Here is a 13,671-nt window from a genome sequence, read left to right as displayed (position 1 = left end):
TCACGGAGCGCGAGGGCGCGGAATCGATGCGGATGTGGCAGAATGGGTCGTCGTTGCGCGCCCTTTCGTGCACCCGAGCGCCCCGATCGTCGTGTCCCCGGACACTGCAGCGGGTTCGGGTCGCTGCTCGGGACGGACGCCAACGCCGTTCATCCTCCGGACCGTCCAAGGAGCGTCCCATGGCAGTGCCCAAGTTCAAGATGTCCCGTGCGCGCACGCACTCCCGCCGCTCGCAGTGGAAGGCGAACAACGCCGACCTCGTGCAGGTGACGGTCCGCGGCCGCACCGCCAACGTCCCGCGCCGCCTCGCGAAGGCCTACCAGCGCGGCCTCCTCCAGATCGAGGACTGATCTCGCGCGGGCACGGCCCGCACGCAGGACCTTCGAGAACGCCCCCGGCACCTGGCGCCGGGGGCGTTCTCGCATGCGGGGCCCGCACGCCACGGGGCGCTCACACCCCCGGCGCCCCATCGCCGGCGTCCTCACCGCCGACGGGCGGCGAGCGCGAGGTCGTACAGCTCGCTCGCGCCGACGCCCTCGTGGGCCCGGGCGATCTCCTTCGCCGCGTCCTTGAGCCGCTCCCCCGCCGCCGCCCGCTCGAGCACCTCGTCGACGAGGTCCTCGGCGGAGGCGAGGACCGGCTCGGCCCCGGCGATGACGATCACGATCTCGCCGAGGACCTCGGTGCCCTCCGCCCAACGGACCAGCTCGGCGAGGGTGCCGCGCAGGATCTCCTCGTGCGTCTTGGTCAGCTCGCGGGCCACGGCCGCGCGTCGGCCCTCGCCGAAGGCCTCCGCCATCGCGGCGAGGGTCGCGGCGGTGCGCCGCGGCGATTCGAAGAAGACCATGGTGCGTCGCTCGTCTGCGAGCGGCTCGAGGGCGCTCACGCGCCGACCACCGCGCCGGGGCGGGAAGCCCTCGAAGGTGAAGCGGTCCGGGGCGATCCCCGAGGCGGCGAGCGCGGTGAGCACGGCCGACGGGCCGGGGATCACCGTGACGGGCAGGCCCTCCTCCGCGGCGGCGCGCACGGCCTCGAAGCCGGGATCGGAGACCACCGGCATCCCGGCGTCGGTGACCACGAGGACCCGCTGCCCGGCGCGGACCGCCTCGAGCGCCGTCGCGGTCCGCTCGGCCTCGTTGTGCTCGTGGTAGGAGAGGATCCTCGCGCTCGTGGAGACCTCGAGGTCGGTTATCAGCCGGTGCAGGCGCCGGGTGTCCTCGGCGGCGATGAGGTCCGCGGAGCCGAGCGCCCGCAGCAGGCGCACCGAGGCGTCCAGGGGGTTCCCGATCGGGGTGGCGGCGAGGGTGAGGACTCCGGGCTCGAGCATCCCGCCATGCTAGTGCCGTCGGTGCCGGTCCCCACGACGCCGTAGGGCTCCGCGTGCTGTCCGTGGCGCGGCCTGCCGATCACCTAGCATGACCGGGTGCGCACCGAGCTGTCCGAGGAGGAGTCCGCGGCGGAGGCCCGTCGTCGTGCGGCCGTCGAGGACGAGCCGGGCGCGCCGCTGGCCTCCTACCGTCGGCGTCTGCGCGCCGTCGACCTGCCGGTCTCGCGGATGGCCTGGGCCGGGGCGATGGCAGTGTTCGGCCTCGCGCTCGTCGCCGCGGCTGTGGGGGCTGGGCTCCATCGGGGAGCTGATCTTCGACGAGACCTACTACGTCAAGGACGGCTACGCGCTCACGCAGACCGGCGTGGAGATGGACTGGCCCGAGGAGCCCGACGCGGCCTTCGAGGCCGGGGATGTCGACTCCTATGAGGAGACCGGCTCGTACGTGGTCCATCCGCCGCTCGGGAAGTGGCTGATCGGCGCGGGCATGACGTCGCTGGGGGCGGACAGCCCCTGGGGCTGGCGGATCTCCTCCGCCGTGCTCGGCTCGCTCGCGGTGCTGATGCTGACCTTCATCGCGCGGCGGCTGTTCCGCTCCACCACCGCGGGCCTCATCGCGGGGCTCCTGTTCGCCGTGGACGGGATGGCGCTGGTCCATGCGCGCACGAGCCTGCTGGACCCCTTCTTGATGGTGTTCGTGCTCGCCGCCTTCGGCGCGCCGCTCATCGACCGCGACCGGTTCCGGGAGCATCTCGCGCTGACCGCCGCCCGGATGCGCTGGCCTCCGAGGCGCCGCCGCCGCTCGGGGCCTCGGGCGGGCCGCGGCCCTGGCGGATCCTGGCCGGGGCGCCGCTCGGGGCGGGTCGCGCGGTGAAGTGGTCGGGGCTGTACTTCGTGGCGGTCTTCGGGATCATGACCGTGCTGTGGGACTGGTGGGCGCGCCGCACGATCGCCCAGCCCCGCTGGTTCCTCGTCGGGCTGGTGAAGGACGCGATCCCCGCGTTCTTCGCGGTGGTCGGCACGGCGCCGCTGACCTACCTCGTCTCCTGGGCCGGCTGGTTCGCCTCCTCGGTCGGGTACAACCGCCATCTCGCGGTCGACGAGGGCGTCGCCACCGGGTTCGGTCCGCTCGATGCGCTGATCTCGCTGTGGCTGTACCACCGCCAGGCCTACGACTTCCACGTCGGCCTCGACTCCGAGCACCCCTATCAGGCGCACCCGGCGGGCTGGCTGCTGCGCTGCGACCGACGAACTTCTACTACCGCTCCTACGACTACGGGGAGAACGGCTGCGAGGTCGCCAAGTGCGGCGCGCACATCCTCGACGTCGGCAATCCGCTGATCTGGTGGCTGGGAGCGCTGGCGATCCTCGTCGCCGTGGTGCTCGGGATCGTGCATCGCGACGGGCGGGCGTGGGCGTCGCTGTCGGGGATCGTCGCCGGCTACCTGCCGTGGTCGCTGTACACCGACCGCACCATCTTCACCTTCTACGCGATCGCCTTCGAGCCGTGGCTGATCCTGTGCCTGACCTACATGCTCAGCCTCGTGATCGGTCCGCCCGGCGCGGAGCGGGAGCGGCGCCTGGCGGGCGGGCTGTTCGTCGGCTCGCTGCTGGTGCTCATCGTGATGGTCTCGGCGTTCTTCTGGCCGGTGTGGACCGGGCAGGTGCTGGACGTGGAGCAGTGGCAGTACCGGATGTGGTCGCCGTCCTGGACCTGACGGACCGCGGGCGCGCCGGCGTCCCGTGCGGCAACCCCGCAGTCCGGTGCATCACGGCCCCTGACCGCCGCTACGATGACGCCATGGCCTCGGACTCTTCAGCGCTGCGAGCTCTCGCCCACGACCTCGGTGTCAGCACCCGGTACTGGGGGTGGGACGGCACCGAGAAGGATGTCGCGGACTCCACCCTGCACGCGATCCTCGCCGCGCTCGGCTCTCCGGTCGCCTCCGACGGGGACATCGCCGCCGTCCGCGCCCGCCGCGAGCGCGCCCCGTGGGAGCGCACCCTCCCGCCCGTGACGGTGATGCGCGAGAACCGTTCATCGAGCGTCCCCGTGCACGTCGAACACGGCACCCCCGTCACCGTGCACGTCCTGCTCGAGGAGGGCGGCCGGGTCGACCTCGTCCAGGGCGAGGACCACACCCCCGCCCACGACCTCGACGGCACGCGCGCGCGGCCGCGCCCGCTTCCTGTCGCCGGAGGGCGCCGCTGGGCTGGCACCGGCTGGTCGCCGAGACCGCCGCCGGTCCCGCCGAGGCGGACCTCGTGGTCACCCCGGCACGGCTCACCGTCCACGAGCAGTACGCGGCCCGGCGCGCCTTCGGCGTCCAGGCGCAGCTGTACTCGGTGCGCTCGGAACGCTCCTGGGGCATCGGCGACCTCGCCGACATGCGCGACCTCGCCGCGATCACCGGAGCCCGCCACGGCGCGGACTTCCTGCTGGTGAACCCGCTGCACGCCTCCTACCCGACCCCGCCCGTGGAGCCCTCCCCCTATCTCCCGGTCACCCGGCGCTTCACCGCCCCGCTGTACCTGCGGATCGAGGACGTGCCCGAGCACCGCTCCCTCACCGAGGTCGCCCGTCAGAAGGTCGAGCCGCTGCGCGGCACGGTCGAGGACCGCAACACGCGCGGGGACCGGCTCGAGCGCGACGCCGTGCTGGAGGCGAAGCTCGAGGCGCTCGAGGAGCTGTTCGCGGTGCCGCTGACGGCGGGCCGGGCCGCGGCCGCTGGACGCCTACCGGGCGCGGGAGGGGCAGGGGCTCGAGGACTTCGCCCTGTGGTCCGCGATCGCGGAGTCTGTGCGCGGCACGGCCGACGAGGAACTGCTGCGAGCACCTCGACGAGGCGACACTCGAGCGGGCCCGGACCGAGCTCGCCGACCGGATCGAGTTCCACGTCCGCGTGCAGTGGTGGCTGGACGAGCAGATGGCCGCCGCCCAGGCCGCCTCGCGCGAGGCCGGGATGCGGATCGGGATCATGCACGACCTCGCCGTCGGCGTGGAGCAGGTCGGCGCGGACTCCTGGGCGCCGCAGGACGTACTCGCGCGCGGCGCGACCGTCGGCGCCCCCGCCGACCAGTACAACCAGCAGGGCCAGAACTGGTCCCAGCCGCCCTGGCACCCGGAGCGTCTGCGCGAGGCGTCCTACCGGCCGTGGCGGGACATGCCGCGCACACTCATGCGGCATGCCGGTGCGCCGCGCATCGACCACGTGCTGGGCCTGTTCCGGCTGTGGTGGATCCCCGAGGGGCACGAGGCGGCCGACGGCGCCTACGTCTCCTACGACCACGAGGCGATGATCGGAATCCTCGCGCTGGAGGCGCGCGCTCGGGCACCCTCGTCGTCGGCGAGGACCTGGGCACCTTCGAGCCGTGGGTGCGCGACTACCTGGTGGACCGCGGGATCATGGGCACCTCGATCCTGTGGTTCGAGTACGACGGCGAGGGGAAGCCGCCGCGCGCCGAGGACTACCGCACCCTGTGCATGGCCTCTGTGAACACCCATGACCTGCCACCGACGGCCGGCTATCTCGCCGGCGACCACGTCACCCTCCGCCACGAGCTCGGGCCGCTGGAGCGGCCGCTGGACGAGGAGCTCGCGACCGACGCCGCCGGACGCGAGGAGGTGCTGGACGTCTTGCGTGCCGAGGGGCCGCTGGCCCCGGGTCCGGCAGGCGACGTCGAGGAGACGGTGATCGCACTGCACCGGCACCTGGCCCGCACCCCCTCGATGCTGCTCGGCGTCTCGCTCGTGGACTGCGTGGGCGAGCGGCGGATCCAGAACCAGCCGGGCACCGACGAGGAGTACCCCAACTGGCGGATCCCGCTCGCGGACCCGGCCGGCCGGCCCGTCGGCCTCGACGAGATCGCGACCGATCCCCGCACCGCACGGTCGCTCGCCGCGGTGCGGGAGGGATCGGCGGGCGCTGAGCACGCTGTCCCCCGACCGCCGGGACGCTCGACGACGCGCCCCGCCTGCCGTGATCGTGGGAGGCGGGGCGCGTCGTCGGCGGGGCAGGCTCAGGAGGCGGTGACGGTGCCCCACTCCTCGCGCGCCTCGAGGAAGGCGCGGGCCGCGGCCTGGGCGCCCTCGAGGCTGTGGTGGGCGCCCCAGCCGCACTGGACCTCGTTCGCGGCAGGGACCTCGTCGGCCGCGAGCAGGTCGCGCAGGGTCGCCTCGAGGATCGGGGCGAAGCCGTCTGCGTCGTGGTCCCCCACCAGCAAGACGTAGAACCCGGTGCGGCGACCCATCGGGGAGACGTCCAGGACGTCCCCGGAGTGGTTGCGCATGTGCTCGGCCATCATGTGCTCGAGGGAGTGGACCGTCTCGGACTCGAGATGGGCGAGGTTCGGCTGGGTGAAGCGGACGTCGAACTTGGTGAGCACGTCGCCGCCGGGCGACTCCTTGCGGTCGGCGATGCGCAGGTAGGGCGCGGCGACGGTGCGGTGGTCGAGGTTGAAGCTCTCGACGTTCATACGGGGCTGATCGGTCATGGTTCTCCTCTGGTCGGGGGTGGGCGGAGGGGTCAGGGGCCGATGCGGCGGATGCGAGGTCCGCGCAGTCGGCGGGTGCGGAGGCGCGACGCGGGGGCTCTGCGCGGCTCGGGCGCGGTCAGCGGCTCGAGCGGGAGGTACGGCCGCGGACGACGCCGACGAACTCCTGACGGATCTCGTCGTCGGCCGCGCGCGGCCAGGCGAGCGCGATGCGGGTCGGTTCGCCGTCCCGCGCCGGGAGGGCGACGGCGTCCTTGCGACGGTGGAGGCGGGCGAGGGAGAGCGGAACCCGCGTGAAGCCGACGCCGCTCGCGGCCACGGCGATCCGCGAGGCGGCATCGTCGAGGTGCTCCTGCCGGATCTCGGTCTGCCCCGCGAGGTCGGCCTCGACGATGTCGTCGTGCAGGCTCAGCACGTCCTCGTCGCCGACGACCACGCAGGCGCGCTCCTCCCACAGCGCCACCCGGTGCAGCCGCTCGCCCGACTCCTCCGGCGCCGGGAGCCGCACGAAGCACATGTCGACCTCGCCGCCGATCAGCGCCTCCGTCTGGCAGGACAGCGGGACGGGGACGAGCTCGAGCCAGGCGTCGCGGCGGCCGGACTTCCAGCGGCGCAGGAAGCGGTCGGGCTCGACGCCGGGCACGAAGCCGACGCGCAGGGTGGTGTGGTGCATGGGACCAGACTAGGGCCAGTGCCGGTCCGAGGTCGTCCCGGGGCTCGTCGGTCGCTCGGCGCGGGCGAGGATGCGCGCAGGTCCGGGGTGAAGCGCTCGGCGCGGACGAGGTTCAGCATGTGGTTGCCGTAGGGCAGCGGCTCGAGCCGGCCCTGCGGGGCGGCGGCGGTGAACGAGCGCTCGTGCAGGCGCAGCCGCTCGAAGCGGCCGTGGAGGAAGGTCACCGGCGCGGGAATGCGGGACAGCTCGCCGCGCAGGTCCAGGGAGGCGACGGCGGCGAAGGCGGGGGCCACCACGTCGTTGTCGGCCCGGCCGCCGCGCAGATAGGCGCGGGCCCCTTCCCGGCCCAGCGCCCAGGTGAAGGGGAAGTCCTCGGAGCCCCTCCGCATCGCGGGCAGCAGGTCGGTGGCGGTGATCAGGCGGGCGTAGAGCCGGGCGGTGAGCGGGGTGGGTCGCACCGCGGCGCCGCAGGCGACGAGTGAGCCCAGGACGGGCGATGCGCCGGCCCTGTCGGTGCCGGCGTCGGCCCGGTCCGCTGCGCCGAGCCGCGCCGCGGAGCGGATCGCGAGCATCCCGCCGAGCGAGCCGCCGACGAGGTGGACGGGCAGAGCGGTCGCCTCGTGCGCGGTGCGCGCCGCGCCCTCGATGACGGCCTGCGCGGCCTCGAGGGTGAAGGGCTCGCCGCGGCGAGCGCCGTGCCCGGGCAGGTCCGGCGTGAGGACGTGGTGGCCGGCGGCGCGGAGCGCGGGCACCTGCGGGTCCCACTGGCTGTGCGAGGTGCGGGTGCCGTGCACGAGCACGACGGGCCAGGGGCGCACGTGCCCGGCAGGGCCGGAACCGACGAGAACCGCGGGGTCGCTCACGCCGGCACCGTTGCCGCCGCGCAGCGGTGCGCACCTTCGCGAAGCGCTTGGGGCGGGAGAGGTTCGCGATGTGCCCGGCGTCCTGGAGGATCACGAGCTCGCCGTCGCGGGCGGCCTCGACGAAGAGCGCCTCGTGGCGGCGGAAGGGGTCGTGCTCGCCGTTGACGAAGGTGATCGGCACGTCGATCGCGGCGACGTCGGCGAGCAGGTCGAGGGCGCCGATCGTGCGCACCACGGTGCGGATCACGCCGTGGGCTCGGCCGCCGCCGTAGTACCGCTTCGCGGCCTTGCGGGTGTGTCGCCGGGCGAAGGAGCGGGCGACGCGGGCGTCGGAGTCGCCGGGCGCCCAGTCCTTCATCGTCATCCACAGCCCGTACACCCGCGCCATCGCGGGTCCGGGCACGATCGTGCAGTCCGCGGCGACGACGCCCGCGAGCCGGCCGGGGTTCGTGCCGGCGAAGTGGAGGGTGAGATAGCCGCCGAGCGAGAGGCCGACGAGCAGCGGCGGTCGCTGGCGCGGGAGACGGCCTCGTCGATCGTGGCGAGCGCTGACTTCAGGGTGAAGGGCTCGCCGCGGCGGGCGCCGTGGCCGGGCAGGTCCGGGGCGATCACCTCGTAGCCGCGGTCGCGCAGACGGCGCACCTGGCCCTTCCACATGGTGCGCGAGGAGCGCACGGCATGGATCAGCACGATGCTCCGAGTCACGGCGTCCCCTCCCCCGGTCCTCTGCGGCCCGTCCCGCACGGAGCGTACCGGAGCTCTCGGAGCGGGACTAGCCTGGGACGATGCCGAGCTACCGCCTCCACCTGCCGATCGGTGCGCCGCGCGCCGGCTCCTCCCCCGCCGACGTGCTCGAGCAGGCCGCGCTCGCGCTCGGCTCCCTCCATGCCGTGGAGCGGAAGGACGTCGAGGCGCCGCTCGTCGCGGGCCGGCGCGTCGGCCGAGTGGTCTTGCGCTTCGGCGTGGATCCGAGCTCCCGGGCGGAGGAGGACGAGTCGGCACGGCGGGCTCTCGCGGCGGTGGCCCGGCATCTCGAAGAGACGATGTGCGAGGTCGCTCCGGCGAGCGCCGTGGTGCTGTGCCGCGGTGCAGGCGGACGTTTCCGTCCGATCCCGCCGTCCCGCCCCTGGGCCTGACGACGGGTCCCGGGCCTGGGACGGGCCCTGGTCGCGTGGTGGGATGAGCACGGTGCGCCGTCCGTGCGCACCGCGGTCGACTCAGCTCGGGCCGCCGTCCGGGTCGCGCCCGCCATCGGGATCGTAGGTGGAGCGAGCGTCACTGATGATGTCGCCCTCGGTGCGGTCGGACCGATGCATGACCGAGTGACCCCCGTCACACGACGAGACGCAAGGGAATCGATGGCGACATCACCGCGGCCATCCAGCTCGCGAGCACGAAGAACCCCGCCGGTCCGGAGACCAGCGGGGTGATTTTGTGGAGGTAGCGCGACAGTGCTCTAACCTCGCCCCATCCTTACAGTTGGTGATCTCGGCGCATCGCGCGATCCGGCGGCGGCGCAGACCAGCGGTGGTCTCTCAGGAGTTCGCGGAGCGACTGCCTGTCCCTGTGCCGCGGTTGACAGCGGAGATGCTGGACGAGGCAGGGCGCAGGTACGGCAACGGCGAGACGTTGCGCCAGGTCGCGCACGAACTGGGCGTGAGCAGGTCGCGTCTTGCGGATCGTTTGCGCGAGCATGGGGTCGTGATCCGTCGCCAGGCTCCTTCGCCGGAACAGGCGCTTGAGATGGCCCGCCACTACGAGCAGGGCGAGTCGCTAGCGAGGGTCGGTGCGCGGCTTGGCTTCAACGCGGGCACTGTGCGCACGCATCTATTGCGTGCTGGTGTCTCGCTTAGGGATAGCCACGGCCGGGAGAGTTTAGCCGGGCACTTCGGATGAAGATCCGTCGTAGAACCAACGGACCTACCCCAGGACGGCACACGATGGCGCTAAGCGGTCCATCGGGCGACTCTACCTGCGGTGATTTCTAGGTCCGGAACGACCAAGCTCTCGGAGTAGATCACGGCTTCCGTTCCCACGTGTTGGCGATGAGCAGTATGGGCGATATCGAAAGTGGCGCACCTGCCACCGCTGTAGAGCAGATTCGTAATACGTGGGTCATCGTCGTAAGTGAGAATCCAAGGGAATCGGGCGCTCGCTAGAACCCTCGCAAGTTCTAGGTGCGCTTCCGCATCGAATGCGTGCAGGTAAAGACCTTCACCCTGAACGAGGTACGGAGGATCTGCGTAGACGAAAACGTCAGTCGAGACGTCTTGAATCGAGCCTAGAAAATCTAGTGCATCATATTCGGTGACGTAGATACGATGACGCATATCTGCAATAGCCTGGACTCTTGACGAGAGTGATTCTCGATTGAATCGCGCATCAATCTTCCACTTGCCAAGCTGTTCAAATCCGCCGATCGGCCCCGCATCGAGGATTCCCGAACGGTTCGTTCGGTTCAGGTAGAAGGTAGCGAAGCCAAGCTCAAAATCCTCACGGCCTGCGGGAGAGGCATATATTTCAGCCTGCCGACGCCATTCGTCGATAGTTAAAGGAACGGACTGAATCTCCCGGCAAAACTGGTTCGGGAAATCTAATGAGGCCCGCCAAAATGCTTGCTATTCCGGGGTTCAGGTCGTTCAGGTGGATTCTATCTACGACCCCGTCATGCAAGAGATGCAGAGCCGCGCCCGCTCCTCCGGCAAACGGTTCCGCATACTGACGCGGCTCAGGGTCTTGGGCAGTAATGAGCCTTGCGAGATAGGGCGCGAGTCTGGCTTTCCCCCCTGGGTATCGAAGTGGTGACAGATACCTCATTGGATCGGCGTGCTCCCCATATGGGCATTCATTTCAACGAGGACCGGAGCGTAGCGATCTGCCAAAGTCAGAACTTCCGCAGGGGTCCTGCCGCTGTGAATGTCGTGCACTGCGTACTGAGCAAGCCTAATGCTGTCGGGAGTCGTGTCGTGAAACGCCTTACGAAGCGGCGGCGTAGACTCGGCGGTGCCGAGCGCATCAGATGCCTGTGGGTCAATTATCTTGATGGCGCTCTTGATTCTCTTATCAAGGTCCTTGGGCACATTTTGCTGACCATGCGACATGAGGAACTGATAGGCAGTGAGGTCAAGGATGACTCGCGACATCACCGAGACTGTCTCGTTTTGGCGCGCACGCTAAGCAATGATGTCTGGCGCACCATCTCCTGAATACGCGGCGTGAACTTGTCTAGGACGACCCCCCGAAGGATGTGCTCCCGGCCCCGCGCCGGCCGCGGAGGTCGTGGATCATTGGCCTCAGCCTGGCCGTTCCCACGGCTCTGACTGCCGCCTCCTGAGCCCTCGCCATTCGTTGGTGAGCCTCTATCTCCGCTTGAACCAGCACTCGTCGATCCGGCTGGCCCCGGTGTGTCCTGGCCGGCATCGTCAGCGGCCTTGGTACCCGCATCTCCCATGCCTGGAAGGAGATGTGAATACTTGTTGAGGTACTCGCGGAAGTCGTCGACTGTATCCAGTTCCCGCGCCCATGTCTTACCAGATTCAGCCTTCGGTTGCGCAAAATCTGTGAGTACCTGTCGGATGATTGGCAGGGAAAGCTCGGCGCCGTGACGGAACGTCATCTTCCCTTCCGAAAACTCAAGACCGATCATGTCCCGAACAACGCCGCGATCCACAAATCTTTGGATGAACGTGTAGCGGGCACTACGGACCGTCTCGAGAGCTACAAGCACGTCCGGCTCCTCGGCATACTCGCCGGACACCAGCTCAACGAATGCCATAGCGCGAGAAGCCTTAGCCGGATCGTTTCGCGCTCGTCGACGGTCCTTCATAGCGACGCCCCATTCAACGGTGCCTGCACCGCCCGCGCCACCCGTGTGCTTTCTCTCGATCCAGACGTCCGCGTCCGCCTCATCCGGCGCTACAGCCACCCGCAACACTGCTGGCGGAGCGTAAGCGCTATCTTCGATCAGTCGTTCTATACGAGAAAGGTACTGTTTCTCCAGCGATTCATCCTGGCTTAGCAGCGCAGGTTTAGCCCATAGCCGGAGACACGTTAGACGTCGATTGCCTTCCATCATCACGTAACGTCCATCGCGAGCTACAACGATCGGGGTGTCAGAACTATTCATACGCCCAGACCGGGTCAAATCCCTGAGCATGTCGAGGCAGTCATCACCAGCGGTGTTCAACATCAACTCGAATGCATCGGTCTGCGATTGAGCGTCTCGCGGGAAACGAGAGTTCCGTAGATCAAGGTCAATCAGATCAAGGGATATGTCCTCAACTGGAAAAGGCGGTCGCATGGGCTTCTTAGATGACGAATCAGCCATGCACTTCGTCCCTTTCCTACTAGTCTTGACCCGCTACCGGCACGTCAGTTCTCCTCCTGGAGGTCTCCACCACATCATCCCACAGGCCGTGGCCACGGTGCGAGTTACTGGCACAACGCCCTTGCCCAGCCGTGCCGCAGGTGCGGTAGACAGAGCGAGCCCCGCTCCCTGCGGGTCGGGAGCGGGGCCAGACGCCGGGGACTGAGGACTGTTCAGTCGAGCCCACCCCGCATGTCAGTGGTCTTCTCGTTCGCGACGTGGATCGTCACTCCGGCCTCGTGGAGGCGCCGCACCGTGGCGAGGTGATCGTCCACCTTCTCCCCGAGACGTGCGAGGTCATTGACGATGACCGCGCTGACCTCTTCCTGCTGGGCGAGGTCGAGCACGGTGGCAAGGCCGTCGCCGATGCGTCCGATGTCGTAGTAGGACCCATCAACGGTCAGCCCGAGCTCGCGTGCGTACTGGCGGCAGTGGATCTCCTGATCGTCCAGCCATTGCAGATTGTGGACCGCGGCGCGTCGGTAGATCAGGGTGGTCATGATGCGCCTCCCGTCAGTGCTAGGGCGTGTCTCCTAAGTTCGCGAGGACTCGGGGGTGACGGTAGGTGCATGAGCCGACGAAGCGTGTTGTCCGATATCCAATGGGAGACGATCCAGCCCTTGCTCCCCGCTCAGCGCCCCTGGTCGGGGAGGCCGAGGCGGGATCATCGGCAGGTGGTCGAGGGAATCATCTACCGCTACCGGTGCGGGATCGCCTGGCGGGACCTCCCGGCCGACTTCGGGCCCTGGCAGACGGTGTGGAAGCGCCACCGTGCCTGGGCCGCCGACGGCATTTGGGATCAGGTCCTCGACGCGCTCCTGGTCCGTGCCGACGCGGAGGGTGAGCTGGACTGGTCGGTCGCGGTCGACTCCACGATCTGCCGCGCTCACCAGCACGGCACCAACCTCGAGCGCACCACAGGGGGCGCTGTGGAACCACAAGAATCTCCGCGTCGAGCCGGCTGATCACGCGCTGGGCCGTTCCCGTGGCGGGCTCTCGACGAAGATCCATCAGCTCGTCGACGGCCACGGCCTGCCGCTGGTGATCCTGTGCGGGCCCGGGCAGGGCGGGGACTCACCGATGCTCGCCCCACTGCTCGATGCCCTCTCCGTCGCTCGCAAGGGACCCGGTCGGCCACGCACGAGACCGAACATCGCGCGCGGCGACAAGGCCTACTCCTCCCGCGCCACCCGCCAGACTCTGCGCCGTCGAGGGACCAAGGCCGTGATCCCTGAGCCCCGCGACCAGCAGCAACACCGCCGCAACCGCGGTTCACGCGGCGGACGCCCCGTGGGCTTCGACATGGAGGCCTACCGCGGCCGCAACGTCATCGAGCGCGGCTACAGCGACGTGAAGCAATGGCGCGGCCTGGCCACCCGCTACGACAAACTCGGCTTGACCTACCGCGCCGGAGCCGTCCTCCGCGCGATCGTCCAGTGGCTCAAACACCTCGTTTGACGAGCTTCCGAGATCTCGCTCAGGCGGAGATGCGAAGGTGTCCGGAGACGCACTCGACCCGGAGGTTAGCAATGCCCAAGGCCGTGACCCTGATTCGTTCCAACGCGCTGTCGGACGCGCCGGAGTACGCCTACGCTGCAACCGCACCCGCGGAAGCACGCCTGATCTTCCTGGCAGGATCGTGCCCGCTGAACAGCGACGGATCGACCTGCGGTGAAGGCGACTTCGCAGCACAAGCCGCCAAGTGCATCGAGAACATGAAGGTCGCCCTCGGAGAGGCTGACGCCTCACTAGAAGACGTCATCGCCACCCGTGTGCTCGTCGCCTCTTCCGACCAGGCTGATCTCGTGGCGGCATGGGAGGTCGTCCGCGACGCGTTCGGCGACCATGACGTGCCAAGCACGCTGATCGGTGTTGCCGCTCTCGGATACGACCACCAGCTCGTGGAAGTCGAAGCCACAGCCGCCGTGATCGACTGACGACCATCGGC

General features: G+C 69.6%; 19 protein-coding genes and 2 pseudogenes. 13 read left to right on the top strand and 8 right to left on the bottom strand.

What is annotated here, in order from left to right:
• Nucleotides 1–179: 179 nt before the first annotated feature.
• On the top strand, nt 180–350 hold the full coding sequence (gene rpmF, locus WKH84_RS22620; RefSeq protein WP_010551080.1) for a 50S ribosomal protein L32: 171 nt from the start codon (nt 180–182) through the stop codon (nt 348–350).
• Between the two features lie 131 nt (nt 351–481).
• Here rpmF and rsmI read toward each other — a convergent pair whose 3' ends face one another.
• Nucleotides 482–1,327 carry a 16S rRNA (cytidine(1402)-2'-O)-methyltransferase gene (gene rsmI, locus WKH84_RS22615; protein WP_341855187.1) on the bottom strand — a complete coding sequence of 282 codons (846 nt, stop codon included), beginning with the start codon at nt 1,325–1,327 and terminating at the stop codon, nt 482–484.
• Nucleotides 1,328–1,423: 96 nt separating this feature from the next.
• Here rsmI and WKH84_RS22610 point away from each other — a divergent pair, with 96 nt between their 5' ends.
• The 8 genes and pseudogenes from WKH84_RS22610 to WKH84_RS22575 all read left to right on the top strand — a co-directional run.
• On the top strand, nt 1,424–1,756 hold the full coding sequence (locus WKH84_RS22610; RefSeq protein ID WP_341855186.1) for a hypothetical protein: 333 nt from the start codon (nt 1,424–1,426) through the stop codon (nt 1,754–1,756).
• Nucleotides 1,698–2,201 carry a glycosyltransferase family 39 protein gene (locus WKH84_RS22605; RefSeq protein WP_341855185.1) on the top strand — a complete coding sequence of 168 codons (504 nt, stop codon included), beginning with the start codon at nt 1,698–1,700 and terminating at the stop codon, nt 2,199–2,201. The genes WKH84_RS22610 and WKH84_RS22605 overlap by 59 nt, the downstream gene beginning before the upstream one ends.
• Nucleotides 2,198–2,668, top strand: a complete 471-nt coding sequence (locus tag WKH84_RS22600; protein WP_341855184.1) for a hypothetical protein — start codon at nt 2,198–2,200, stop codon at nt 2,666–2,668. Before WKH84_RS22605 ends, WKH84_RS22600 begins: the two co-directional genes overlap by 4 nt.
• 38 nt (nt 2,669–2,706) lie before the next feature.
• Nucleotides 2,707–3,045, top strand: a complete 339-nt coding sequence (locus WKH84_RS22595) for a hypothetical protein (protein WP_341855183.1) — start codon at nt 2,707–2,709, stop codon at nt 3,043–3,045.
• A gap of 83 nt (nt 3,046–3,128) precedes the next feature.
• Complete coding sequence (locus WKH84_RS22590; protein ID WP_341855182.1) at nt 3,129–3,773, top strand: hypothetical protein; 645 nt, start codon at nt 3,129–3,131, stop codon at nt 3,771–3,773.
• Nucleotides 3,716–3,964, top strand: a pseudogene (locus WKH84_RS22585) (4-alpha-glucanotransferase); the annotation flags it as partial. The gene WKH84_RS22590 and the pseudogene WKH84_RS22585, both read left to right, overlap by 58 nt.
• Before the next feature lie 161 nt (nt 3,965–4,125).
• Complete coding sequence (locus WKH84_RS22580; protein WP_341857016.1) at nt 4,126–4,824, top strand: 4-alpha-glucanotransferase; 699 nt, start codon at nt 4,126–4,128, stop codon at nt 4,822–4,824.
• Nucleotides 4,719–5,099, top strand: a pseudogene (locus tag WKH84_RS22575) (4-alpha-glucanotransferase); the annotation flags it as partial. The gene WKH84_RS22580 and the pseudogene WKH84_RS22575, both read left to right, overlap by 106 nt.
• A 248-nt stretch (nt 5,100–5,347) precedes the next feature.
• On the opposite strand, the gene WKH84_RS22570 reads toward WKH84_RS22575, so the two are convergent.
• The 4 genes from WKH84_RS22570 to WKH84_RS22555 form a co-directional block, all read right to left on the bottom strand.
• Nucleotides 5,348–5,821 (bottom strand): S-ribosylhomocysteine lyase, encoded by a 474-nt coding sequence (locus WKH84_RS22570; RefSeq protein WP_341855181.1) that lies wholly within the window; start codon nt 5,819–5,821, stop codon nt 5,348–5,350.
• Between the two features lie 118 nt (nt 5,822–5,939).
• On the bottom strand, nt 5,940–6,464 hold the full coding sequence (locus WKH84_RS22565) for a LysR family transcriptional regulator (protein ID WP_341857015.1): 525 nt from the start codon (nt 6,462–6,464) through the stop codon (nt 5,940–5,942).
• Nucleotides 6,356–7,357, bottom strand: a complete 1,002-nt coding sequence (locus WKH84_RS22560; protein ID WP_341855180.1) for an alpha/beta fold hydrolase — start codon at nt 7,355–7,357, stop codon at nt 6,356–6,358. The genes WKH84_RS22565 and WKH84_RS22560 overlap by 109 nt, the downstream gene beginning before the upstream one ends.
• Before the next feature lie 360 nt (nt 7,358–7,717).
• Nucleotides 7,718–8,062 (bottom strand): alpha/beta hydrolase, encoded by a 345-nt coding sequence (locus WKH84_RS22555; RefSeq protein WP_341855179.1) that lies wholly within the window; start codon nt 8,060–8,062, stop codon nt 7,718–7,720.
• 80 nt (nt 8,063–8,142) lie between these two features.
• Here WKH84_RS22555 and WKH84_RS22550 point away from each other — a divergent pair, with 80 nt between their 5' ends.
• A complete protein-coding gene (locus tag WKH84_RS22550; RefSeq protein ID WP_341855178.1) occupies nt 8,143–8,493 on the top strand; it encodes a hypothetical protein in 351 nt (116 codons plus the stop codon).
• Between the two features lie 451 nt (nt 8,494–8,944).
• On the top strand, nt 8,945–9,253 hold the full coding sequence (locus tag WKH84_RS22545; protein WP_341855177.1) for a hypothetical protein: 309 nt from the start codon (nt 8,945–8,947) through the stop codon (nt 9,251–9,253).
• Nucleotides 9,254–10,170: 917 nt separating this feature from the next.
• Here WKH84_RS22545 and WKH84_RS22540 read toward each other — a convergent pair.
• The 3 genes from WKH84_RS22540 to WKH84_RS22530 form a co-directional block, all read right to left on the bottom strand.
• Nucleotides 10,171–10,500 (bottom strand): hypothetical protein, encoded by a 330-nt coding sequence (locus tag WKH84_RS22540; RefSeq protein WP_341855176.1) that lies wholly within the window; start codon nt 10,498–10,500, stop codon nt 10,171–10,173.
• Nucleotides 10,500–11,684, bottom strand: a complete 1,185-nt coding sequence (locus tag WKH84_RS22535) for a hypothetical protein (RefSeq protein ID WP_341855175.1) — start codon at nt 11,682–11,684, stop codon at nt 10,500–10,502. Before WKH84_RS22535 ends, WKH84_RS22540 begins: the two co-directional genes overlap by 1 nt.
• Before the next feature lie 212 nt (nt 11,685–11,896).
• Nucleotides 11,897–12,223, bottom strand: a complete 327-nt coding sequence (locus WKH84_RS22530; RefSeq protein ID WP_341855174.1) for a recombinase family protein — start codon at nt 12,221–12,223, stop codon at nt 11,897–11,899.
• Nucleotides 12,224–12,292: 69 nt separating this feature from the next.
• Here WKH84_RS22530 and WKH84_RS22525 point away from each other — a divergent pair.
• Nucleotides 12,293–13,181, top strand: a protein-coding gene (locus WKH84_RS22525; RefSeq protein ID WP_341855173.1) for an IS5 family transposase whose coding sequence is annotated in 2 segments (ribosomal slippage) — nt 12,293–12,655 and nt 12,657–13,181 — 888 coding nt in all. Because the reading frame shifts where the segments join, the coding sequence is not laid out codon by codon here.
• A gap of 71 nt (nt 13,182–13,252) precedes the next feature.
• Nucleotides 13,253–13,660: a Rid family hydrolase gene (locus tag WKH84_RS22520; RefSeq protein WP_341855172.1), complete on the top strand. Its 408-nt coding sequence runs from the start codon at nt 13,253–13,255 to the stop codon at nt 13,658–13,660.
• Nucleotides 13,661–13,671 lie beyond the last annotated feature (11 nt).

The organism is Brachybacterium sp. GPGPB12 (assembly GCF_038396325.1).
Lineage (GTDB): Bacteria > Actinomycetota > Actinomycetes > Actinomycetales > Dermabacteraceae > Brachybacterium > Brachybacterium conglomeratum.
Note: the sequence above shows the minus strand (reverse complement) of the source record. Positions and strands in the feature narration are given on the sequence as shown.

Coding starts and splice junctions, on each gene's coding strand:
- WKH84_RS22520 (WP_341855172.1), top strand. CDS start 13,253: ATGCCCAAGGCCGTGACCCTGATTCGTTCCAACGCGCTGTCGGACGCG.
- WKH84_RS22540 (WP_341855176.1), bottom strand. CDS start 10,500: ATGTCGCGAGTCATCCTTGACCTCACTGCCTATCAGTTCCTCATGTCG.
- rpmF (WP_010551080.1), top strand. CDS start 180: ATGGCAGTGCCCAAGTTCAAGATGTCCCGTGCGCGCACGCACTCCCGC.
- WKH84_RS22605 (WP_341855185.1), top strand. CDS start 1,698: ATGGACTGGCCCGAGGAGCCCGACGCGGCCTTCGAGGCCGGGGATGTC.
- rsmI (WP_341855187.1), bottom strand. CDS start 1,327: ATGCTCGAGCCCGGAGTCCTCACCCTCGCCGCCACCCCGATCGGGAAC.
- WKH84_RS22550 (WP_341855178.1), top strand. CDS start 8,143: ATGCCGAGCTACCGCCTCCACCTGCCGATCGGTGCGCCGCGCGCCGGC.
- WKH84_RS22530 (WP_341855174.1), bottom strand. CDS start 12,223: ATGACCACCCTGATCTACCGACGCGCCGCGGTCCACAATCTGCAATGG.
- WKH84_RS22535 (WP_341855175.1), bottom strand. CDS start 11,684: ATGGCTGATTCGTCATCTAAGAAGCCCATGCGACCGCCTTTTCCAGTT.
- WKH84_RS22570 (WP_341855181.1), bottom strand. CDS start 5,821: ATGACCGATCAGCCCCGTATGAACGTCGAGAGCTTCAACCTCGACCAC.
- WKH84_RS22545 (WP_341855177.1), top strand. CDS start 8,945: ATGCTGGACGAGGCAGGGCGCAGGTACGGCAACGGCGAGACGTTGCGC.
- WKH84_RS22590 (WP_341855182.1), top strand. CDS start 3,129: ATGGCCTCGGACTCTTCAGCGCTGCGAGCTCTCGCCCACGACCTCGGT.